Source organism: Ottowia pentelensis, from assembly GCF_964341695.1.
Genome location: NZ_OZ224513.1, coordinates 475913 through 497834 on the forward strand (window position 1 = coordinate 475913; position 21922 = coordinate 497834).

Sequence of the window (21922 nt, forward strand, 5' to 3'; positions counted from 1 at the left end):
TCCCAGGGGGAGAGGGCGTAAGACCCGGAGCCCGCGTTGGTTCTGAATTACGTCTGGCTCGGCTTCTTCCTCAGCGCCTTCGTCGCGGCGCTGGTGCAGACTTTGGGGGGCGACCTGGGCGCCTTTCCGCGCCAGCTGGAGGCGCTGTTCGGCGCCGCCAAGACGGGCTTCGAGATCTCGCTGGGCCTGACGGGCATGATGGCGCTGTGGCTGGGCCTGATGCGCATCGGCGAACAGGCCGGCATGATCGAGCACTTCGCGCGCGCGGTGCGGCCGGTGATGCGCCAGATTTTTCCCGGCGTGCCGGCCGGCCACCCGGCGCACGGCGCGATGACGCTCAACATCAGCGCCAACCTGCTGGGCCTGGACAACGCCGCCACGCCGCTGGGCCTGAAGGCCATGCAGGAGCTGCAGTCGCTCAACCCCCGGCCCGACACCGCCACCAACGCGCAGATCATGTTCCTGGTGCTCAACACCGCCGGGCTGACGCTGATCCCCACCTCGGTCATCGCCATCCGCCAGACGCTGGCGGTCAAGCAGGGCGTGGCGCATTTCAACGCCGCCGACATCTTCCTGCCCACGCTGGTGGTCACCGCCATCACCTTGCTGGTGGCGCTGCTGGCCGTCGCCTGGGTGCAGCGCATCGCGCTGTGGCGTGCCAGCCTGCTGGCGCCGCTGGCGGGCTTTGCCGCCGTCACCGGCGCGCTGGTGTGGTGGCTCTCGCGCCTGCCGCCCGAGCAGGCCGCGCAGTGGATGGGCGTGATCGGCGCCGGCGCCATCCTCGCCATCGTGGCGCTGTTCATGGGCGCGGGGCTCATCAAGCGGGTGGACGTCTATTCGGCCTTTGTCGATGGCGCCAAGGACGGCTTCGTCGTCGCGGTGCAGATCATTCCCTACCTGGTCGCCATGCTGGCGGCCATCGCCGTGTTTCGCGCCGCCGGCTTGCTCGACTGGCTGATGGGCGGCATCGCCTGGGCCGTGGCGGCCTTGGGCTGGCCCACCGACTTTCTGCCCGCCGTGCCGGTTGGCCTGATGAAGGTGCTGTCGGGCTCGGGCGCGCGCGGGCTGATGGTGGACGTGATGCAGACCTACGGCGTGGCGTCCTTCCCCGGCCAGCTGGCCGCCATCATCCAGGGTTCGACCGAAACCACCTTCTACGTGCTGGCGGTGTACTTCGGCAGCGTGGGCGTCAAGCACGTGCGCCACGCCCTGGCCTGCGCGCTGCTGGCCGATGGGGTGGGGCTGGTGGTGGCGGTGTTGGTGGGCTACGCCTTCTTCCACTGATCGACTATCGAATGCATAGCTGATCGCGCTTGCCCCATGCCGGTCAGCGCCCGTTTTGATTCAAATTTCTCCGCCATCGCGCTGCGCCAGTGCCTGCTGGTACAGCGCATTGCGCGGCGCGCCGGTGATCTCGGCGGCCAGCTTGACGGCGGTTTTCAGGGGCAGCTCGGCCAGCAGCAGGCGCAGCACGCGCTCGGCGTCGTCGTCTTGAGCACCGGTGGGCGCCGGGTGCAGCACCAGCACGAATTCGCCGCGCTGGCGCTGCGCATCCTGCGCCAGCCAGGTGGGCAGGGCGGCGCAGGCCAGGGTGGCGATCTGCTCGAACTGCTTGCTCAGCTCGCGCGCCACGGTGAGGGGGCGCTCACCCAGCGCCGCCAGCGCGGGCGCCAGCGCGCCGATGCGGTGCGGCGCCTCCAGCAGCACCACGGCGCGCGGCTCCTGCGCCAGCGCCTGCACGGCGGCGTCGCGCTCGCCGGCCTTGGCGGGCAGAAAGCCCTGGAACACGAAGGCGCCGTCGCCCGCCAGCCCGGCGGCGCTGAGCGCGGTGGTCACGCTGCTGGCGCCGGGCAGCGGCACCACGCGCAGGCCGGCCTGGGCGCAGGCGGCGGCCAGGCGCGCGCCGGGGTCGCTGATGGCCGGCGTGCCGGCGTCGCTCACGTAGGCCACGCGCTGGCCAGCCTGCAGGCGCTCGATGACGCCCTGCGCGGCCGTGGCCTCGTTGTGCTGGTGCAGGGCGATCAGCGGCTGGCCGTCGATGTCGTAGGCGCGCAGCAGCTGCTGGGTGTGGCGCGTGTCCTCGCAGGCAATGGCGTCGACCAGGCCCAGCACGTGCAGCGCGCGCAGCGTGATGTCGGCCAGGTTGCCGATCGGGGTGGCCACCACGTACAGCGCGCCGACCGGATAATGCTGCGCACCGGCGGCGGCCGCGGCGGCGGCTCGCGCGGGGCGAAAGTCGGCCTTGCCGACGGGGACGGAATCGGACATGGGGACGGTCACGTGGTCATGGGCTGGATGAATCGGGGCGCGGCGGCGGGCGGCACCACGCGCGTGCGCGGCGCCGCCGCCGAGGATGTGGCGCTGGCCCACCTGCAGCGCGCCGGCCTGCGCCTGGTCGAGCGCAATTATCGAACCCCCGGCCGCGGCGGCGGCGAGATCGACCTGATCGTGCGCGAGCCGGACGGCACCCTGGTCTTCGTCGAGGTGCGCGCCCGCGCCAGCCGCAGCCAGGGCGGGGCGGCGGCCAGCGTGGGCGCCGTCAAGCAGCGGCGCCTTGTTTTTGCCGCGCGGCACTACCTGCTGCGCTGGCCGGCGCCGCCGCCCTGCCGCTTCGACGTGGTGGCGATCGAGGGCGATCGCATCGAATGGCTGCGCGCGGCTTTCGACGCCGGGGGGTGAAGTCATCGATCAGGGTTCACCCTAGATCGAAAAGGTGCAACCTTGGTCAGAATCCGGGCCATTCCCCATCCCGAGGTTCGCTCATGTCCACCACCATCGGCATCAAGGTCGACGACGCCCTGCGCGAGCGCATTCGCGCCAGCGCCCAGCAACTGGGCCGCACGCCGCACTGGCTGCTCAAGCAGGCGGTGGTGCAGTACGTCGACGCTTTGGAGCGCGGCGCCAGCCACATTCCGCTGACGCCGGCCGGCGCGGCGGCGGACGATTCGGCGCTGGACGTGGTGCAACCCACGGCCGGGCACGAGGTGCAACCTTTCCTGGCCTTTGCCCAGTCGGTGCTGCCGCAGACCCCGCTGCGCGCCGCCATCACGGCCGCCTGGCATCGGCCCGAGACCGAATGCCTGCCTGCGCTGCTGCCGCTGGCGCGCACGCCCGACGAGGCGCAGGCCGCCCAGGTCGAGGCGCTGGCCACGCGCCTGGTGCAGGGTCTGCGCGATGCGCCCGTGACCAGCGGCGTGGCGGCGCTGGTGCAGGAGTTTTCGCTGTCCAGCCAGGAGGGCGTGGCGCTGATGTGCCTGGCCGAGGCCCTGCTGCGCATCCCGGACAAGGCCACGCGCGACGCGCTGATCCGCGACAAGATCAGCCACGGCGACTGGCGCGCGCACGTGGGGCGCTCGCCGTCGCTGTTCGTCAACGCTGCCGCCTGGGGCCTGGTGCTGACGGGCAAGCTGACCTCCACCAGCAGCGAGAAAAACCTGTCCTCGGCGCTCACGCGCGTCATCGGCAAGGGCGGCGAGCCGCTGATCCGCCAGGGCGTGCACCGCGCCATGAAGCTGATGGGCGAGCAGTTCGTCACCGGCCAGCACATCGCCGAGGCGCTGGCCAACAGCCGAAAATACGAGGCCCAGGGCTTTCGCTACAGCTACGACATGCTGGGCGAGGCGGCCACCACCGCGCAGGACGCGCAGCGCTACCTGCAGGCCTACGAGCAGGCCATCCACGCCATCGGCGCCGCGTCAAACGGGCGCGGCATCTTCGAGGGGCCGGGCATTTCCATCAAGCTGTCGGCCCTGCACCCGCGCTACTGCCGCGCGCAGTACGAGCGCGTGATGCAGGAGTTGCTGCCGCGCGTGCTGCACCTGGCCGAGCTGGCCAAGCACTACGACATCGGCATGAACATCGACGCCGAGGAGGCCGACCGGCTGGAGCTGTCGCTCGACCTGCTCGAAGCCCTGTGCGCCGCGCCCAGCCTGCGCGGCTGGAACGGCATCGGCTTCGTCGTGCAGGCCTATCAAAAGCGCTGCCCGCAGGTCATCGACTATCTGGTGGATTTGGCGCGGCGCAGCCGCCGCCGCCTGATGGTGCGCCTGGTCAAGGGCGCCTACTGGGACAGCGAAATCAAGCGCGCGCAGCTCGATGGCCTGGCCGGCTACCCGGTCTACACGCGCAAGGTCTACACCGACGTGAGCTACCTGGCCTGCGCGCGCAAGCTGCTCGAGGCACCCGATGCGGTGTACCCGCAGTTCGCCACCCACAACGCGCAAACGCTGTCGGCCCTCTATCACCTGGCGCAGGGCGTGGGCGGCAGCTACTACAGCGGGCAGTACGAGTTTCAGCGCCTGCACGGCATGGGCGAGCCGCTGTACGCGCAGGTCACCGGCGCCACGGCCGAAGGCAAGCTGGCGCGGCCCTGCCGCATCTACGCGCCCGTGGGCAGCCACGAGACCCTGCTGGCCTACCTGGTGCGCCGCCTGCTGGAAAACGGCGCCAACACCTCCTTCGTCAACCGCATCGGCGACGCCAAGGTGCCGGTGACCGAGCTGGTGCAAGACCCCGTGGCCCAGGTGCTCGAATTGGGCCGCCAGGAAGGCCGCCTGGGCGCGCCGCACCCGCGCATCGCCCTGCCGGCCGACTTGTTCGCCCAGCTCGGCGCTCAGGCGCGCGTCAATTCGCAGGGCCTGAACCTGGCCCACGAGCAGCAACTGGCCTCGCTGGCCGCCGCCCTGCTGCACAGCACGCGCCAGCCGCACGCCGCCGCCCCCACCGGCGTCGAGCCGCCGGCCGACCCGGCCCAAGCCGAAGGCTGGCAGCCGCTGCGCAACCCGGCCGAGCGGGCCGACGTGGTGGGCTGGGTGCGCGAAGCCAGCGTCGAAGAAGCGCAGGCCGCCGCCGCGCGCGCCGCGCAGGCCGCGCCGATCTGGGCCGGCACGCCGCCCGCCGCCCGTGCCGACGTGCTGGCGCGCGCGGCCGACCTGCTGGAGCAGCGCAGCCAGCCGCTGATGGGCCTGATCGTGCGCGAGGCCGGCAAGACCGTGGCCAATGCGGTGGGCGAAATCCGCGAGGCGGTGGACTTCATGCGCTACTACGGTGCGCAGGTGGCGGCGCAGTTCGACAACGCGCGCCAGCGCCCGCTGGGGGTGGTGCTGGCCATCAGCCCGTGGAATTTTCCGCTGTCGATTTTTTGCGGCCAGGTGGCCGCCGCGCTGGCCGCCGGCAACGCGGTGCTGGCCAAGCCGGCCGAGCAGACGCCGCTCACGGCCGCCGCCATGGTGGCCATCCTGCACGAGGCCGGCGTGCCGCCGGGCGCGCTGCAGTTGGTGCCTGGCCAAGGCGAGACCGTGGGTGCCGCGCTGGTCGCGCACCCGGGGGTGGCGGGCGTGATGTTCACCGGCTCGACCGAGGTGGCACGCGGCATCGCGCGCCAGCTGGCGCGGCGCCTGTCGGCCGGCGGCCACCCGATCCCGCTGATCGCCGAGACCGGCGGGCAGAACGCCATGGTGGTCGATTCGTCGGCGCTGGCCGAGCAGGTGGTGGGTGACGTGCTGGCCTCGGCCTTCGACTCGGCCGGCCAGCGCTGCTCGGCCCTGCGCCTGCTGTGCCTGCAGGAGGACGTGGCCGAGCGCCAGCTGGCCATGCTGCGCGCAGCGCTGCAGGAGTGGCGCCTGGGCAATCCCGACCGGCTGGACACCGACGTTGGTCCCGTCATCGACGAGGCCGCGCGCGCGCAGATCGAGGCGCACGTCGAGCGCATGCGGGCGGCGGGCCAGAAGGTGACGCGCGTCGAACGTGAGGTGCCGGGCCGGGACGGCGCCCTGAACGGCCACTTCGTCGCCCCGACGATCATTGAAATCGATAGCGTCTCGCGCTTGACCCGCGAAGTGTTCGGGCCGGTTCTGCATGTGGTTCGCTTTCAGCGCGAGCAGCTCGACCGCCTGATCGAGGACATCAACGCCACCGGCTACGGCCTGACCTTTGGCGTGCACAGCCGCATCGACGAGACCATCGCCCACCTGAGCGAGCGCATCCAGGCCGGCAACGTCTACGTCAACCGCAACGTCATCGGCGCCGTGGTGGGCGTGCAGCCCTTCGGCGGCATGGGCCTGTCGGGCACCGGGCCCAAGGCCGGCGGCCCGCTGTACCTGCACCGGCTGGTGCAGGGCCCGCCGCAGGCCGCGCTGACTCCGCTGCCGCCCGCTGCCGAAGCGGCGCCCGCGCAGGCCCTGCTGCAGCGCCTGCGCCAGGCCGGCCTGCCGCTGCCCGAGGCCGAGCGGGCGCCTGCGCGCGCCGCCATCGACGCCGCGCTGGCCGCCGCGCGCGTGGGCGCCAGCTGGCCGATGGCCGGCCCCACGGGCGAAGCCAACCGCTACCGCCTGCTGCCGCGCGGCCCGGTGTGGGCGCTGCCACGCACGCCGCTGGGCCTGCTGCAGCAAGTGGCCGCCAGCCTGGCCAGCGGCAACCCCTGCCACGTGGTGCTGCCGCCGGCCGACGCGGGTTGCACCGCCCTGTGGCAGGCGCTGCGCGCGGCGGCCGGCGACGAGGCCAAGGCCTGGCTGCACGAGGCGCCCGATGCCGGCCTGGACGACGGCGCGCGCGCCGTGGCGGCCGTGCTGTTCGAGGGCGACGGCGACGCGCTGCTGGCGCTCACCGCCCGCGTGGCGGCGCGCGAGGGCGCCATCGTGCGCATCGAAAGCCGCAGCAGCGACGAGCTGCTGGCGGGCCAGGGCTACGAGCTGGCGGCGCTGGTGCACGAGCAGTCGATCAGCACCAACACCGCGGCGGCCGGCGGCAACGCGCAGTTGATGACCATGGCGTGACGGCGCGGCTTCGGCGCGCGGTCGCACTTGCTGACAATCGTCCCGCGTCGCTTCACGCGGCGCTGCTATCATTTCTATCAATGCACGAGCAACGCATCCACCAGCGCTTCATCGACGGCGCCGACCTGCACTACCAGTGGGCCGAGGCGCTGGCGCGGCCGATTGCCGAGGCCTCGCAGGCGGTGCTGGCCTGCGTGACGGGCGGCGGCAAGGTGCTGGCCTGCGGCAACGGTGCCTCGGGCGCGCTGGCGCAGGTGCTGGTGGCGTTGCTGGTGGGCGGCTTCGGCCGTCCGCGGCCCGAGCTGCCGGCGCTTGCCCTGGGTGCCGACGCCGCCACGCTGAGCGCCGCGGCGGCGCGCGCGGGCGGCTACGACGACGCCCTGGCCGCGCAGGTGCGCGCGCTGGGCAGCGCGGGCGATCTGCTGCTGGTGCTGTCCACCAACGGCCAGGCCGCCAACCTGCTGCGCGCCACCGAGGCCGCGCACGAGCGCGACATGAGCGTGGTGGCGCTGACCGGCGCCGGCGGCGGCGAGCTGGGCCGCCTGCTGCGCGACACCGACGTGCAGGTCTGCGTGCCCGGCGAGCACGCGGCGCGCATTCACGAGGCCCACCTGCTGGTGCTGCACTGCCTGTGCGACGGCCTGGATCAACAACTGCTTGGCGACGAGGAGAGTGCCGCATGACGAACCGAATGCAACGATGGATGGCCCTGGGCCTGGTGCTGGGCACGCTGGCGCTGGGCGGCTGCGCCGTGGCCGTGGTGGGCGGCGCCGCCGCCGCGGGCGGCCTGGTGGCCACCGACCGGCGCAGCACCGCCACCCAGCTGGCCGACCAGAGCATCGAGCTGCGCGCCTCCAGCCGCGTCAACGACGCGCTGGGCGAACGCCGCGGCCACGTCAGCATCACCAGCTACTTTCGCAAGGTGCTGATCACCGGCGAGGTGGCCACCGCGCAAGACCGGCAACTGGCGGCCGAGGCGGTGCGCGGCACGCCGGACGTGGTGGGCGTCATCAACGAGCTGGCGGTGATGCCCGACACCAGCATCGCGCAGCGCTCGGAAGACACGGTGCTGACCGGCAAGGTCAAGGCCAAGCTGATCGACGCCAACGGCGTGCCGGCCAACAGCATCAAGGTGCTGACCGAGCGCGGCACGGTTTACCTGATGGGCCGCCTGACCCAGCGCGAGGAGGCGCTGGCGACCGAGGTGGCGCGCACCGTGCCCGGCGTGCAGCGGGTGGTGCGCATCATCGACAACATCAGCGAACAGGCGGCGCTGCACCCCGCCGACTCGACCGGCACGACACCGCCGCCGGCGCCCGTCACCACGGTGCCGTCCAGCGGCGCCGGTGCGGCACCCGGTGCCGCACCGGCGGTCGAGGTGCATCCGGTGAGCCAGCCGACGGTGATCCAGCAGCCGCCGGTCGAGGTGCGGCCGCTGCCACCAGCAAAGTAGGTTTCGGTCTTTACTTCAGCCGCTTGATGAGGGCGGAGGTGTCCCAGCGCCCGCCGCCCATGGCCTGCACGTCGGCGTAGAACTGGTCGATCAGGGCCGTCACCGGCAGGCGCGCGCCGTTGCGCTGGGCCTCGCCCAGCACCAGGCCCAGGTCCTTGCGCATCCAGTCGACGGCAAAGCCGAAGTCGAAGCGGTCCTGCACCATGGTCGGGCCGCGGTTGTCCATCTGCCAGCTTTGCGCGGCGCCCTTGCCGATCACGGCCAGCACCTGGTTCATGTCCAGCCCGGCGCGCTGGCCGAACGCAATGGCCTCGGCCAGGCCCTGAACCACGCTGGCCACGCAGATCTGGTTGACCATCTTGCTCAGCTGGCCGGCGCCGCTGGGCCCCAGCAGCGTGACCGCGCGGGCAAAGGCCATGGCCACCGGCCGGGCCTGCTCGAAGGCGGCCGCCTCGCCGCCGCACATCACCGTCAGCACGCCGTTTTGCGCGCCGGCCTCGCCACCGGACACCGGCGCGTCGACGAAGTGCAGGCCACGCGCCTGCGCCGCCGCGGCCAGCTCGCGCGCGACGTCGGCCGAGGCGGTGGTGTGGTCGACCAAAACGGCGCCCGGCTTCATGCCGGCCAGGGCGCCGCTGTCGCCCAGCACCACCTGCCGCAGGTCGTCGTCGTTGCCGACGCAGCTGAACACGAAGTCGGCGCCCGCCGCCGCGGCGGCGGGTGTGGCGGCCTGGTGCGTGCCCGCGAACTGGGCGCAAAACGCCGTCGCCTTGGCGGCGGTGCGGTTGTAGACCGTGACCGTGTGCCCGGCGCGGGCCAGGTGGCCGGCCATCGGGGCGCCCATCACGCCCAGGCCCAGAAAGGCGACGGTGCGCGGCGGGCAGGGTTCGTAGGTTTTGGTGGCGACAGTGATGCTCATCCGGCGATTGTAGGAAGCCGGATGGCGCCGTGGCCGGGGTCAGACGATTTGAAGGTGCTCGGTGCCCGCGGCCAGGTCCAGCGTCTTGGCACGCTTGCTGGTCAGCTTGATCTGCAGGCGCAGGTCATTGGCCGAGTCGGCGTTGCGCAGCGCGTCCTCGTAGGTGATGAGGTTGGCCTCGAAGGCGTCGAACAGCGCCTGGTCGAAAGTCTGCATGCCCAGCTCGCGGCTTTTCTTCATCGCCTCCTTGATCTCGCCGACCTCGCCCTTGAAGATCAGGTCGGAGATGAAGGGCGAGTTGATCATGATCTCGATCACCGCCGTGCGGCCCTTGCCATCCTGCTTGCCGATCAGGCGCTGCGAGATCAGGGCGCGCAGGTTGAGCGACAAATCCATCAGCAGCTGGGCGCGCCGCTCTTCCGGAAAGAAGTTGATGATGCGGTCGAGCGCCTGGTTGGCCGAGTTGGCGTGCAGCGTGGCCAGGCACAGGTGGCCGGTCTCGGCAAAGGCCACGGCGTGCTCCATGGTCTCGCGGTCGCGGATCTCGCCCATCAGGATGACGTCGGGCGCCTGGCGCAGGCTGTTTTTCAGCGCCGCTTCCCAGTCGTCGGTGTCCAGGCCGACCTCGCGCTGCGTGACGATGCAGTTCTTGTGCGGGTGCACGAACTCGACCGGGTCTTCCACCGTGATGATGTGGCCCTGGCTGTGGATGTTGCGCCAGTCGACCATGGCCGCCAGCGAGGTCGACTTGCCCGAGCCCGTGGCGCCCACCATGATGGCCAGGCCGCGCTTGCTCATGGCCACGTCCTTCAGGATCTTGGGCAGGCCCAGGCCGTCGATGGTGGGCAGCTCGGCCGGGATCACGCGCAGCACCATGCCCACGTTGCCCTGCTGCACGAAGGCGTTGACGCGAAAGCGCCCGATGCCCGCCGGCGCGATGGCGAAGTTGCATTCCTTGGTGCGCTCGAACTCGGCCGCCTGCTTGTCGTTCATCACCGCGCGCACCAGCGCCAGCGTGTGCGCCGGCGTCAGGTTTTGCGGCGACACCTTGGCGATCTTGCCGTCCACCTTGATGGCGGGCGGAAAGTCGGCCGTGATGAACAGGTCGCTGCCCTGGCGCGTGAGCATCAGCTTGAGCAGGTCGTTGATGAATTTGCTGGCCTGGTCGCGTTCCATGTGAACTCCTGAATCAATAGCTGTTTGCGCTTGATTGGTGCGGGCTATAGGTCGATTCGGCTTGAAAAATCAATTAGGAAAATTTTCCGGAATCTTGGCCTTGCCGCGCGCCTCGGCCGAGCTGATGACGTTGCGGCGCACCAGGTCCGTCAGCGTCTGGTCCAGCGTCTGCATGCCCATGCCCTGGCCGGTCTGGATGGCCGAGTACATCTGCGCCACCTTGGCCTCGCGGATCAGGTTGCGGATGGCCGGCGTGCCGATCATGATCTCGTGCGCCGCCACGCGGCCCGAGCCGTCCTTCAGCTTGCACAGCGTCTGCGAGACGACGGCCTGCAGCGATTCGGACAGCATGGCGCGCACCATTTCCTTTTCCTCGGCCGGAAAGACGTCGATGATGCGGTCGATGGTCTTGGCCGCGCTGGAGGTGTGCAGCGTGCCGAACACCAGGTGGCCGGTCTCGGCCGCCGTCATGGCCAGACGGATGGTCTCCAGGTCGCGCATTTCGCCCACCAGGATGGCGTCGGGGTCTTCGCGCAGGGCCGAGCGCAGTGCGTTGGCAAAGCTGTGCGTCATCGGCCCCACCTCGCGCTGGTTGATCAGGCACTTCTTGGACTCGTGCACGAACTCGATCGGGTCTTCCACCGTCAGCACGTGGCCGTATTCCATCTCGTTCAGGTGGTTGACCATGGCCGCCAGGGTGGTCGACTTGCCCGAGCCCGTGGGGCCGGTCACCAGCACCAGGCCGCGCGGCTTCAGCGCCAGCTCGCCGAAGATCTTGGGCGCGCCCAACTGCTCCAGCGTCAGGATCTTGCTGGGAATGGTGCGCAGCACGCCGGCGGCGCCGCGGTTCTGGTTGAAGGCGTTGACGCGAAAGCGCGCCAGGCCCTCGATCTCGAACGAAAAGTCCACCTCCAGGTTTTCTTCGTACACCTTGCGCTGGGTGTCGTTCATGATGTCGTAGAGCATCGCGAACACCTTCTTGTGGTCCAGCGGCTCCACGTTCAGGCGCCGCACGTCGCCGTGCACGCGGATCATGGGCGGCAGCCCGGCCGACAGGTGCAGGTCGGAGGCGTTGTTCTTGACGCTGAATGCCAGCAATTGCGTGATGTCCACGGGGCCTCTGCGAGCGGTTGGATGGTTGCAGTTTGATACTTTCGGGCGATTATGACGATGATTGAGCGCAATCTCCAACAGCTTCGTACCCGAATCGCAACGGCCTGCCAGGCCAGCGGGCGAAACGTGCAGGATGTCGCGCTGCTGGCGGTCTCCAAAACCTTCGGCCCCGAGGCCGTGCGTGAGGCCTTTGCCGCCGGCCAGCGCGCCTTTGGCGAGAACTACATCCAGGAAGCGGTCGAAAAAATGGCCTTGCTGGCCGATCTGCCCATCGAGTGGCACTGCATCGGCCCCATCCAGAGCAACAAGACGCGCGGGGTGGCCACGCACTTTGCCTGGGCGCACACGGTGGACCGCCTGAAGATCGCCGAGCGCCTGTCGGCCCAGCGCCCGCCCGAGCTGCCGCCCCTGCAGGTGTGCATCCGGGTCAATGTGGACGGCGGCGCCAACAAGTCGGGCGTGGCCCCCGGTGAGGCCCTGGCCTTGGCGCGCGCCGTGGCCAGCTTGCCGCGATTGAGGTTGCGCGGGCTGATGGCAATCCCCGAACATGCTCCTGATTTCGAAGCTGCTCGCGCCGTCCACATGCGCGCCAGAGCCATTTTTGACCACATGAACGCCGCCGGGCTGGGCCTGGACACCCTGTCGCTGGGCATGAGCGCCGACCTGGAAGCCGCCATTGCCGCCGGCAGCACGATGGTGCGGGTGGGCACGGCGATTTTTGGCTTGCGCGACGTCAGGTAGGTCCAGGCGTGCGAAGGCGAGTCAGGGCAGTGGGGCCAAGGTTTGCGCGGCGGTCGAGGTCGACCCGTTGTGGTTGGTCGATGGTCTGGTGCTACGGCCGGTTTGCAGCGGGTGTTGTCCGTCAACTTGATAGCGCCTACTGCGGCTCTTGCCCATCAGGCGCCATTCATAACCGGCAGCTCTGCAGAGGTGACAGAGTTCAGAGCCGGCCGCGTCAAGCCGCTCCCAGACTTTTTATGGCAGACGCTCTACCTTGTCGAACGGAGGCCCGGAAACGCGAGAATACGCGCCCGTGGCAGGCGCGCAGCTCGATGCTTTGACGGCCGCCGTTTTGAGGGAGATAACTGTTGGAGGGGCAGGATGGGCGTTGGAGAATGGTTTCAGGGCTTCTGTGGAAACATCCGCATAGGCGCGAACGAGCGCGGATCGTTCGCCTACCGGACGGGCCGAATCGTCGGGCAGTTGAATGCCGACCTGCGTAGCTTGGCTTCAAAGACAAGCTACCGCTTCTACGTAGGTTCGTATGGTCGTTCAACGGCAATCCCGAGTGTCAGCGACGTTGACTTGCTCTATGAGCTTCCAGCGGTGCTGTACGAACGGTTCGACAAGTACCAGGGCAACGGGCAGTCGGCACTGCTCGCACACGTTCGCACCTCCATCCAGCAGACCTATCCGACGAGCAAGATCGGCGGCGACGGACAGGTTGTCGTGATCGCGTTCAATGACGGTGTGACGTTCGAGGTGCTTCCAGCATTCCTCAACAAAGCAGACGGGTACACGTTCGCGGACTCTAACGGCGGCGGCTCTTGGCGCACGTGTCAGCCGAAGCAGGAGATGGCAGCATTTAGCACTCGGAACAGTGCGTGCAACGGAAACCTCGTCGAACTCGCCCGCATGACTCGCGCTTGGCGCGACCAGAACAATGTTCCTATGAGCGGCATGCTCATCGACACGCTGGCCTATCAGTTCATCGGAGCCTGGCAATACCGAGACAAGTCCTATGTCTATTACGACTGGATGACCCGGGACTTCTTCGAGTTCTTGGCTGGCCAAAACACAACGCAGACCTACTGGTCCGCGCCGGGCAGTGGCTCAAGGGTCTATGGCAGTGGCTTTCAGTACAAGGCCCGGCAAGGTGAGCTTCGCACCCGGGAAGCTATCGACAACCAGCAGCACAAATACGACTACACGGCAAAGCAGATCTACCGAGGACTTTATGGCAGCGCCTTCCCTAGTTAGTCAAACATTGACCAGTGCCCTAGATAGTCAGCTGCGTGAGATGTATGGACGAGCAGCGTACACGCACAAGACCCATCAGAAGATGGCGGATAACTATGTCGCCCGCTACAAGCGTATCAAGATCGCGGAAATCGTGTTGTCGGCGGCGACCGCCAGTAGCCTCCTGATTGCTATCTTCGGTGACAAGCCGATTGGCACCATCATCGGGGCCATCCTGTCGGCTATCCTGCTTGGCTTCACGCTGTATTTTAAGGAAGCGTCGCTCGGCGAGCAGGGCCAACTCCACACCGAAGTGGGCGCTAAGCTCTGGGGTGCGCGAGAAGCGTTGCTCAGCCTGCTGGTGGATCTTCAAGATGGTCGATCTATGGACGAGGTGCGGCGAGAGCGCGACCGGCTGAACGCAGCGCTAGAGGACATCTACAAAGCCGCGCCACGCACTAATGCCAAGGCCTATGCCGCTGCACAGAAGGCGCTCAAAGATTCTGAGGAGCTCTTCTTCACCGACGAAGAGCTCAACAAAATGCTTCCCAAGCAGCTGAGCACGAAACAGAAGCAACTCTAGTCTAGACGCCGCGGCCCGGGAGTTCGACCGACAAGTCCGACGTAAAAAATCAGAACCGGAAATGTCTGGTGCAGCGTCCAAAGCAGTCGACTGGGTGATAACGACGAGCGCTTTTGACCAGCCTGAAGCGGTCATTCGTTGTCGCGTTTCGACTGGCCGCTCTTGGCCGAGTGCGATCGCCGGAGACTCGCAAGAGCCACCGTCAAAATACCCCAGCGCTCAACCGTTTCCAGCGCCCGCCCTATCGAAACACCACTGTGCGCTGCCCCGACAGCAACACCCGATGCTCGCTGTGCCACTTGACGGCGCGCGCCAGCACCTGGCTTTCGGTGTCGCGGCCAATGGCGGTCAGGTCTTCCACGTTCTTGCTGTGGTCCACGCGGGCCACGTCCTGCTCGATGATGGGGCCTTCGTCCAGGTCGGCGGTCACATAGTGCGCCGTGGCGCCGATCAGCTTGACGCCGCGCGCATGCGCCTGGTAATACGGCTTGGCACCCTTGAAGCTGGGCAAAAAGCTGTGGTGGATGTTGATGGCGCGCCCGGCCAGGCGCTGGCACAGCTCGTCGGACAGGATCTGCATGTAGCGCGCCAGCACCACCAGTTCGGCGCCCTCGCTCTCGATGATCTCCATCTGGCGCGCTTCGGCCTGCGCCTTGTTGGCCTTGCCGACGGCGATGTGATGAAAGGGTACGTTGTAGCCGGCCGCCAGCTGGTAGAAATCGCGGTGGTTGCTGACGATGGCGCGGATGTCGAGTGGCAGCAGGCCCGACTTCCAGCGAAACAGCAGGTCGTTGAGGCAGTGGCCCTCGCGGCTGACGAAGATCACGGTGCGCATGGGCTGGCTGGCCGGGTGCAGTTGCCAGCGCATGCCGAAGCGCTCGGCCAGCCCGCCCAGGCCCTCGCGCAGGGCGTCGGGGCTGCCGGGCGCGCACGAGAACTGCACGCGCATGAAGAACAGGCCGTTGCCGGCGTCGTTGAACTGCGCCGCTTCCTCGATGTTGCCGCCGTGCTCCAGCAAAAAGCCCGAGACGGCATGCACGATGCCCGGTCGGTCCGGGCAGGACAGGGTGAGAATGTAGGTGTCTTGCATCGGCGCCGATTGTCGCAGGGGCCTCGCGGGCCTGCCGGCTCATTCTTTTGCACGGCTTTGCCTGCGGTTTACGGCCGCCACGCGCTTCATGCGTTGAAATGGGGGCCGATTGGTTCAAGAGGAGATCCCACCATGTTGCGCACCCTGGTCAAACCCGCCCTGCTGTCCGCCGCCGTGCTGGCGGCCTCGATCGGCGCCCTGGCGTTGCCCACCGCGGCGCAGGCCCAGGCCTACCTCTCGGTGCAGATCGGCCCGCCCCCGCCGCCGCGCCCCGAGCCGATGCCGATGGCGCGCCCCGGCTACGTCTGGGCGCCGGGGCATTACGAATGGGCGCATGGCAACTACGTCTGGCGCCGGGGCTACTGGCTGGCGGCGCGGCCGGGCTATGCCTACGTGGCGCCCGCCTGGGTGGCCGAGGGCCCGCGCTGGGTGTACCGGCCGCAGCGCTGGGAGCGGCGCCCGGTGCATGCCGGCCCGCCCCACTGGCGCGAGCGCGAGTGGCGCGACCGCGACCGCGACCGAGGGCGCGGCCACGATCGCGCGCGCCATCGCCGCGACCGCGATCGGGACGGCGTGCCCGACCGTTACGACCGGCGGCCCAACAACCCGTATCGCCACTGAACCAGCGCCGCCGCCGACGAATTTGTCGCGCCCGATGGAACTCCGATGCGCCGGCGGCACTCGCACGAGGTGCTGTCGCCAAATGCCCTGACCACGTCCATGGGTTTGATGCCAAGCGCAGAACTGGCCATACTGTTTCCCGGCAGCACCATGATCGCAGCGATGGCCGACTGGGCGGGCTGACAGCAGGGCGGTGGCCATGACCGCACGCGGCTGGATGGGCTCGGTGACCACCGATACCAACATCCGCCGAGGATCGGGCCATGGGACAGTTTCTGGAGCGTCTGCGTTACTTCACGCGTGAGCGCGAGCCGTTCGCCGCCGGCTGGGGCGAGTTGCGCACCGAGGCCCGCCAGTGGGAAGACGGCTATCGCAACCGCTGGTCGCACGACAAGGTGGTGCGTTCCACCCACGGCGTCAACTGCACCGGCTCCTGCGGCTGGAAGATCCACGTCAAGCAGGGCGTGGTCACTTGGGAGATCCAGCAGACCGACTACCCGCGCACGCGCGAGGGCGTGCCCAACCACGAGCCGCGCGGCTGCGCGCGCGGCGCCTCGTACTCGTGGTATCTCTACAGCGCCAACCGCCTGAAGTACCCGATGGTGCGCGGCCGCCTGATCAAGCGCTGGCGCGAACTGCGCCAGACGCTGGCGCCGGTCGAGGCTTGGGCCGCGCTGATGAACCAGGCCGAGGGCCCCGAATACAAGGCCATGCGCGGTCTGGGCGGTTTCGTGCGCGCCCGGTGGGACGAGGCGCTGGAGCTGGTGGCGGCGGCCAACATCCACACCATCGAGCAGTACGGGCCCGACCGCATTGCCGGCTTCACGCCGATTCCGGCCATGTCCATGGTGTCCTACGCCGCGGGCGCGCGCTACATCAGCCTGATCGGCGGCAGCATGCTCTCGTTCTACGACTGGTACTGCGACCTGCCGGCGGCCAGCCCGCAGGTCTGGGGCGATCAGACCGACGTGCCCGAGTCGGCCGACTGGTTCAACTCGGGCTTCATCATGGCCTGGGGCTCCAACGTGCCGCAGACGCGCACGCCCGACGCGCATTTCTTCGTCGAGGCGCGCTACAACGGCACGCGCATCGTCGGCGTCAGCCCCGACTACTCCGAGGTCGCCAAGCTGTCCGACGTCTGGCTGCACCCCAAGCAGGGCACCGACGGCGCCATGGCCATGGCCATGGTGCACGTGATCCTGCGCGAGTTCTTCATCGACCGCCGGGTGCCGTATTTCCAGGACTACGGCCGCCGCTTCACCGACCTGCCGATGCTGGTCACCCTGCGCCGCGACGGCGCGCGCTGGGTGCCCGACCGCTACCTGCGCGCCAGCGACTTCGACGGCGCGCTGGGCACGCCCGAGCATGCCGACTGGAAGACGGTGGGGCTGGATGCCGACGGCCGGCCGGTGGCGCCGCGCGGCTCGATGGGCTTTCACTGGGCCGACCACCACGGCGTCGACCACGGCAAGTGGAACCTCGACGAAAAGGCCGTCGATGGGCGCGACATCACGCTGTCGCTGACCGAGATCGAGCGCAGCGACGCGGTGCTGGACGTCGCCTTTCCCTACTTCGGCGGCGTGGCCAACGAGCACTACACCGCCAACGCGCAGGACGAGGTGCTGCTGCGCAAGCTGCCCGCGCGCAAGCTGGCGACCCAGGCCGGCGAAGTCATGGTCGCCACCGTGTTCGACCTGCTGTGCGCGCACCACGGGGTCGACCGCGGCCTGGGCGGCGCCTGCGCCAAAGACTACGCAGACAACGTGCCCTACACGCCCGCGTGGCAGGAGCGCATCACCGGCACGCCGGCCGCGCAGGTGATCGAGGTGGCGCGCGGCTTTGCCGACAACGCCGAGAAGACCCGGGGCCGTTCGATGGTCATCATCGGCTCGGGCATGAACCACTGGTTCCACCAGGACGTGGCCTACCGCGCCATCATCAACATGCTGATGCTGTGCGGCACCGTGGGGCAAAGCGGCGGCGGCTGGGCGCACTACACGGGGCAGGAGGCGGTGCGCCCCGAGGTCGGCTGGTCCACGCTGGCCTTCGCGCTGGACTGGGTGCGTCCGCCGCGCCAGATGGCGGGCACCGATTTTTTCTACCTGCACTCCGACCAGTGGCGCTATGAAACGGTGGGCATGGCCGACCTGCTCTCGCCGCTGGCCGACCGCAGCCGGCAGACCGGCTCGCTGGTCGACTGCAGCGTGCGCGCGCAGCGCATGGGCTGGCTGCCCTCGGCGCCGCAGCTGGGCAAGAATCCGCTGCAGGTGGCGCGCGATGCCGCGGCCGCCGGTGTCGACGCCAAGGCCTACGTGGTCGAGGCCCTGCAGTCGGGCCGCCTGGCGCTGGCCTGCGAGGACCCCGACCACCCGGCCAACTTTCCGCGCAACCTGTTCGTGTGGCGCTCCAACCTGCTGGGTTCGTCCGGCAAGGGCCACGAGTATTTCCTCAAGCACTTTCTGGGCACGCGCGACGGCCTGCAGGGGCAGGACCTGGGCGCGCAGGGTGGCCAAAAGCCGCTGGAAGTGCGCTGGCGCGACCCGGCGCCCGAGGGCAAGCTGGACCTGGTGGTGACGCTGGACTTTCGCATGTCCACCACCGCGCTGTATTCCGACGTGGTGCTGCCCACCGCCTCGTGGTACGAGAAGCAGGACCTCTCGTCCACCGACATGCACCCCTTCATCAACCCGTTCACCGCCGCCGTCGACCCGGTGTACGAGTCGCGCAGCGACTGGGAGATCTACAAGGCCATCGCCAGGAAATTTTCCGAGCTGGCCGTGGGCCGGCTGGGCCGCGAGCAGGACGTGGTGCTGCGCCCCATCCTGCACGACAGCGCGGGCGAGATGGCGCAGCCCTTCGAGGTGGCCGACTGGAAGAAGGGCCAGTGCCCGCTGGTGCCGGGCGTGACCGGCCCCGACGTGGTGGTGGTGGAGCGCGACTACCCCGCCACCTACGACCGCTACACCGCGCTCGGCCCGCTGCTGGACAGCCTCGGCTCCGGCAGCCACGGCCTGCAGTGGGACAACGCGCCCGAGGTGGCGGCGCTGGCCGCGCTCAACCAGACCGTGACCGCCGGCCCGGCCCAGGGGCGCCCGCGCATCGACAGCGACATCGACGCCTGCGAGACCATCCTGATGCTCGACCCGATCAGCAACGGCGCGCTGTCGGTGCGCGGTTTCGAGGCGCTGTCGGCCCACACCGGGCGCGCGCATGCGCACCTGGCCGCCGATCGCGCGCGCGAGAAGTTCCGCTTTCGCGACCTGCAGGCGCAGCCCAAGAAGGCCATCACCGCGCCCACCTGGTCGGGCCTGATGAGCGAGGAGGTCAGCTACAGCGGCCACTACATCCACGTGCACGAAAGCGTGCCCTGGCACACCCTGACGGGGCGCCAGCACTTCTACCTCGACCACCCGTGGATCCGCGACTACGGCGAGGCCTTCGCGCTGTATCGCCCGCCGCTGGACACGCGCTCGGTCAAGGCGGTGCTGGGGCTTAAGTCCAATGGCAACCCCGAGATCGCGCTCAACTTTCTCACCCCGCACCAGAAGTGGGGCATTCACAGCACCTACACCGACAACCTCATCATGCTGACGCTGTCGCGCGGCGGCCCCATCGTGTGGCTGTCCGAGGTCGACGCCCAAAAGGTCGGCATCGCGGACAACGACTGGATCGAGTGCTTCAACGCCAACGGCGCGCTCACCGCGCGCGCGGTGGTCAGCCAGCGCGTGCAGGAGGGCATGTGCATGATGTACCACGCGCAAGAAAAAATCGTGAACGTGCCGGGCTCGGAGATCACCGGCATGCGCGGCGGCATCCACAACTCGGTCACGCGCATCCTGGTCAAGCCCACGCAGATGATCGGTGGCTGCGCCCAGCTGTCCTGGAAGTTCAACTACTACGGCCCGGTCGGCAATGACCGCGACGGCTTCGTGGTGGTGCGCAAGATGGCCCGCATCGACTGGATGGACCACGTGCAGCGCGCCGCGCGCGAGCGCGAACTGGGCGCCACCGGCGCGGGAGCACGGACATGAAGATACGCGCGCAAGTCGCCATGGTGCTGAACCTGGACAAGTGCATCGGCTGCCATACCTGCTCGGTCACCTGCAAGAACGTGTGGACCTCGCGCAAGGGCATGGAGTACGCCTGGTTCAACAACGTCGAGACCAAGCCCGGCATCGGTTACCCCAAGGACTGGGAAAACCAGCAGCGCTGGAAGGGCGGCTGGGCGCTCACGCCGCGCGGCAAGCTGGTGCTCAAGCAAGGCGGGCGCCTGGGCGTGCTGGCGCGCATCTTCGCCAACCCCAACCTGCCCGAGATCGACGACTACTACGAGCCCTTCACCTTCGACTACGAGAACCTGCAGACCGCGCCCGAGCTGCCCACCGCGCCGGTGGCGCGCCCGATCTCGCTGGTGTCGGGTCGCACCATGGACAAGATCGAATGGGGGCCCAACTGGGAAGAAATCCTGGGCGGCGAGTTCAGCCGGCGCAGCCAGGACTACAACTTCGAGGCGGTGCAAAAGGACATCTACGGGCAGTTCGAGAACACCTTCATGATGTACCTGCCGCGCCTGTGCGAGCACTGCTTGAACCCGGCCTGCGTGGCCTCGTGCCCCAGCGGCTCGATCTACAAGCGCGAGGAAGACGGCATCGTGCTGATCGACCAGGACAAGTGCCGTGGCTGGCGCATGTGCGTGTCGGGCTGCCCCTACAAGAAGATCTACTACAACTGGGTCAGCGGCAAGGCCGAGAAATGCACCTTCTGCTACCCGCGCATCGAGGTCGGCCTGCCCACCGTGTGCTCGGAAACCTGCGTCGGCCGCATCCGCTACCTGGGCGTGCTGCTGTACGACGCCGACCGCATCGGCGAGGCGGCGGCCGTCGAGAACGAGAACGACCTGTACCAGGCCCAGCTCGACGTCTTTCTCGACCCGCACGACCTTGCCGTGCAGCGCCAGGCCCTGGCCGACGGCGTGCCCGAGGCCTGGATCGAGGCGGCGCAGAACTCGCCCACCTACAAGATGGCGGTGGAGTGGAAGATCGCCTTTCCGCTGCATCCCGAATACCGCACCCTGCCCATGGTGTGGTACGTGCCGCCGCTGTCGCCCATCACCGCGCACGCCAACGCCGGCGCCGTGGGCAGCACCGAGCACGGCCTGCCCGACGTCGATTCGCTGCGCATTCCGGTGCGCTACCTGGCCAACCTGCTGACCGCCGGCAACGAGGCGCCGGTGGCCGGCGCGCTCAAGCGCATGCTGGCCATGCGCGCCTGGTTTCGCGCGCGGCAGCTGGGCCAGCCGCAGGATGCGGGCCTGCTGGCCAGCGTGGGCCTGGACGCGGCCACGGTCGAGGCCATGCACCGCTACCTGGCCATCGCCAACTACGAGGACCGCTTCGTCATTCCCACCTCGCACCGCGAGGAGGTCGAGAACGCCTATCAGCTGCGCGGCGGCTGCGGCTTCACCTTCGGCAACGGCTGCGACGGCATCGACGCCAAGGCCGGCCTGTTCGGCGGCAAGATGGGTCGGCGCAAGATGATCCCGATCCGCCTGGTGGACGAGGACACCTGATGCCCCGCACCCACGCCACCACGCTGCGCGCGCTGGCCGCGCTGCTGGCCTACCCCGACGACGATTTGCGTGCCGCGCTGCCCGAGATCGCCCAGGCCTTGCGCGCCGAGCGCCGCTGGGACGCGCGTCAGAAAGCAGGGCTCCAAGCCCTGGTCGATGAGCTGGGGCAAGGCGAACTGCTGGAGGTGCAGGCGCGCTACGTCGAGCTGTTCGACCATGGTCGCGCCACCTCGCTCAACCTGTTCGAGCACGTGCACGGCGACGACCGCCAGCGCGGACCCGCCATGCTGGAGCTGATGGAGCGCTACCAGCGCGTGGGTCTGCAACTGGCCGGCGTCGAGCTGCCCGACCACCTGCCCGTGCTGCTGGAATACCTCAGCTGCTGCGAGCCGGCCGAAACGCCGCAGCTGATCGGCGAATGCGCGCACGTGCTGCGCGCGCTGGGCCAGGCGCTGGCGCAGCGCGGCAGCCGCCATGCTGCGGTGCCGGCGGCGTTGCTGGCGCTGGCCGGCCAGAAGGGGCTGGACGCGCACGTCCCGGCCGCCGCACCCGAAGACCTGGACCGCGACTGGGAAGAGCGCCCCGCCTTCGAGCCGCCGGCCGGCCGGCCGCAACCGCTCACCGTGCACCGCGTCAAGCAAGCCATCGACTGATTCCGGAGCGTTC

Annotated in this window: 17 protein-coding genes; 12 read left to right on the forward strand and 5 right to left on the reverse strand. The window is 69.0% G+C overall.

What is annotated here, in order from left to right; all coding sequences use genetic code 11:
* Nucleotides 1-36: 36 nt before the first annotated feature.
* The gene (locus ACWHMB_RS02335; protein WP_377481931.1) at nucleotides 37-1284 is read left to right on the forward strand and encodes a nucleoside recognition domain-containing protein; all 1248 of its coding nucleotides are present in this window, start codon (nucleotides 37-39) and stop codon (nucleotides 1282-1284) included.
* Between the two features lie 60 nt (nucleotides 1285-1344).
* Here ACWHMB_RS02335 and rsmI read toward each other — a convergent pair whose 3' ends face one another.
* Nucleotides 1345-2268, reverse strand: coding sequence for a 16S rRNA (cytidine(1402)-2'-O)-methyltransferase (gene rsmI / locus ACWHMB_RS02340; protein ID WP_377481928.1), 924 nt, complete (start codon nucleotides 2266-2268; stop codon nucleotides 1345-1347).
* 18 nt (nucleotides 2269-2286) lie between these two features.
* On the opposite strand from rsmI, the gene ACWHMB_RS02345 reads away from it, so the two are divergent.
* From ACWHMB_RS02345 to ACWHMB_RS02360, 4 genes are all read left to right on the forward strand, one after another.
* Nucleotides 2287-2679: a YraN family protein gene (locus ACWHMB_RS02345; RefSeq protein WP_293224770.1), complete on the forward strand. Its 393-nt coding sequence runs from the start codon at nucleotides 2287-2289 to the stop codon at nucleotides 2677-2679.
* An 83-nt stretch (nucleotides 2680-2762) separates the two neighbouring features.
* The gene (putA, locus tag ACWHMB_RS02350) at nucleotides 2763-6773 is read left to right on the forward strand and encodes a trifunctional transcriptional regulator/proline dehydrogenase/L-glutamate gamma-semialdehyde dehydrogenase (RefSeq protein WP_447648425.1); all 4011 of its coding nucleotides are present in this window, start codon (nucleotides 2763-2765) and stop codon (nucleotides 6771-6773) included.
* 80 nt (nucleotides 6774-6853) lie between these two features.
* Nucleotides 6854-7456, forward strand: coding sequence for an SIS domain-containing protein (locus tag ACWHMB_RS02355; protein WP_293226246.1), 603 nt, complete (start codon nucleotides 6854-6856; stop codon nucleotides 7454-7456).
* The gene (locus tag ACWHMB_RS02360) at nucleotides 7453-8226 is read left to right on the forward strand and encodes a BON domain-containing protein (RefSeq protein WP_377481921.1); all 774 of its coding nucleotides are present in this window, start codon (nucleotides 7453-7455) and stop codon (nucleotides 8224-8226) included. Before ACWHMB_RS02355 ends, ACWHMB_RS02360 begins: the two co-directional genes overlap by 4 nt.
* A 10-nt stretch (nucleotides 8227-8236) precedes the next feature.
* Here the strand turns inward: ACWHMB_RS02360 and ACWHMB_RS02365 are convergent, their stop codons facing one another.
* The 3 genes from ACWHMB_RS02365 to ACWHMB_RS02375 all read right to left on the reverse strand — a co-directional run bounded on the left by ACWHMB_RS02365 (nucleotide 8237) and on the right by ACWHMB_RS02375 (nucleotide 11434).
* Nucleotides 8237-9145, reverse strand: coding sequence for an NAD(P)-dependent oxidoreductase (locus ACWHMB_RS02365; RefSeq protein WP_377481918.1), 909 nt, complete (start codon nucleotides 9143-9145; stop codon nucleotides 8237-8239).
* A 39-nt stretch (nucleotides 9146-9184) separates the two neighbouring features.
* Nucleotides 9185-10321 (reverse strand): PilT/PilU family type 4a pilus ATPase, encoded by a 1137-nt coding sequence (locus ACWHMB_RS02370; protein ID WP_377481915.1) that lies wholly within the window; start codon nucleotides 10319-10321, stop codon nucleotides 9185-9187.
* Between the two features lie 69 nt (nucleotides 10322-10390).
* Nucleotides 10391-11434, reverse strand: a complete 1044-nt coding sequence (locus ACWHMB_RS02375; protein WP_377481912.1) for a type IV pilus twitching motility protein PilT — start codon at nucleotides 11432-11434, stop codon at nucleotides 10391-10393.
* 51 nt (nucleotides 11435-11485) lie between these two features.
* On the opposite strand from ACWHMB_RS02375, the gene ACWHMB_RS02380 reads away from it, so the two are divergent.
* The 3 genes from ACWHMB_RS02380 (at nucleotide 11486) to ACWHMB_RS02390 (ending at nucleotide 13976) form a co-directional block, all read left to right on the forward strand.
* A complete protein-coding gene (locus tag ACWHMB_RS02380; protein WP_377481909.1) occupies nucleotides 11486-12175 on the forward strand; it encodes a YggS family pyridoxal phosphate-dependent enzyme in 690 nt (229 codons plus the stop codon).
* Between the two features lie 360 nt (nucleotides 12176-12535).
* Nucleotides 12536-13414 carry an SMODS domain-containing nucleotidyltransferase gene (locus ACWHMB_RS02385; protein WP_377481906.1) on the forward strand — a complete coding sequence of 293 codons (879 nt, stop codon included), beginning with the start codon at nucleotides 12536-12538 and terminating at the stop codon, nucleotides 13412-13414.
* A complete protein-coding gene (locus ACWHMB_RS02390; protein ID WP_377481903.1) occupies nucleotides 13392-13976 on the forward strand; it encodes an SLATT domain-containing protein in 585 nt (194 codons plus the stop codon). Before ACWHMB_RS02385 ends, ACWHMB_RS02390 begins: the two co-directional genes overlap by 23 nt.
* A gap of 241 nt (nucleotides 13977-14217) precedes the next feature.
* Here the strand turns inward: ACWHMB_RS02390 and purU are convergent, their stop codons facing one another.
* Entirely contained in the window at nucleotides 14218-15066 is an 849-nt protein-coding gene (gene purU, locus ACWHMB_RS02395) for a formyltetrahydrofolate deformylase (protein ID WP_377481900.1), read from the reverse strand.
* A gap of 132 nt (nucleotides 15067-15198) precedes the next feature.
* On the opposite strand from purU, the gene ACWHMB_RS02400 reads away from it, so the two are divergent.
* The 4 genes from ACWHMB_RS02400 to narJ all read left to right on the forward strand — a co-directional run bounded on the left by ACWHMB_RS02400 (nucleotide 15199) and on the right by narJ (nucleotide 21909).
* Nucleotides 15199-15687, forward strand: a complete 489-nt coding sequence (locus ACWHMB_RS02400; protein ID WP_377481896.1) for a hypothetical protein — start codon at nucleotides 15199-15201, stop codon at nucleotides 15685-15687.
* 263 nt (nucleotides 15688-15950) lie between these two features.
* Nucleotides 15951-19718, forward strand: coding sequence for a nitrate reductase subunit alpha (locus tag ACWHMB_RS02405; RefSeq protein WP_377481893.1), 3768 nt, complete (start codon nucleotides 15951-15953; stop codon nucleotides 19716-19718).
* On the forward strand, nucleotides 19715-21256 hold the full coding sequence (gene narH / locus ACWHMB_RS02410) for a nitrate reductase subunit beta (protein ID WP_377481890.1): 1542 nt from the start codon (nucleotides 19715-19717) through the stop codon (nucleotides 21254-21256). Before ACWHMB_RS02405 ends, narH begins: the two co-directional genes overlap by 4 nt.
* Entirely contained in the window at nucleotides 21256-21909 is a 654-nt protein-coding gene (gene narJ, locus ACWHMB_RS02415; RefSeq protein ID WP_293221326.1) for a nitrate reductase molybdenum cofactor assembly chaperone, read from the forward strand. The genes narH and narJ overlap by 1 nt, the downstream gene beginning before the upstream one ends.
* Nucleotides 21910-21922: the final 13 nt, after the last annotated feature.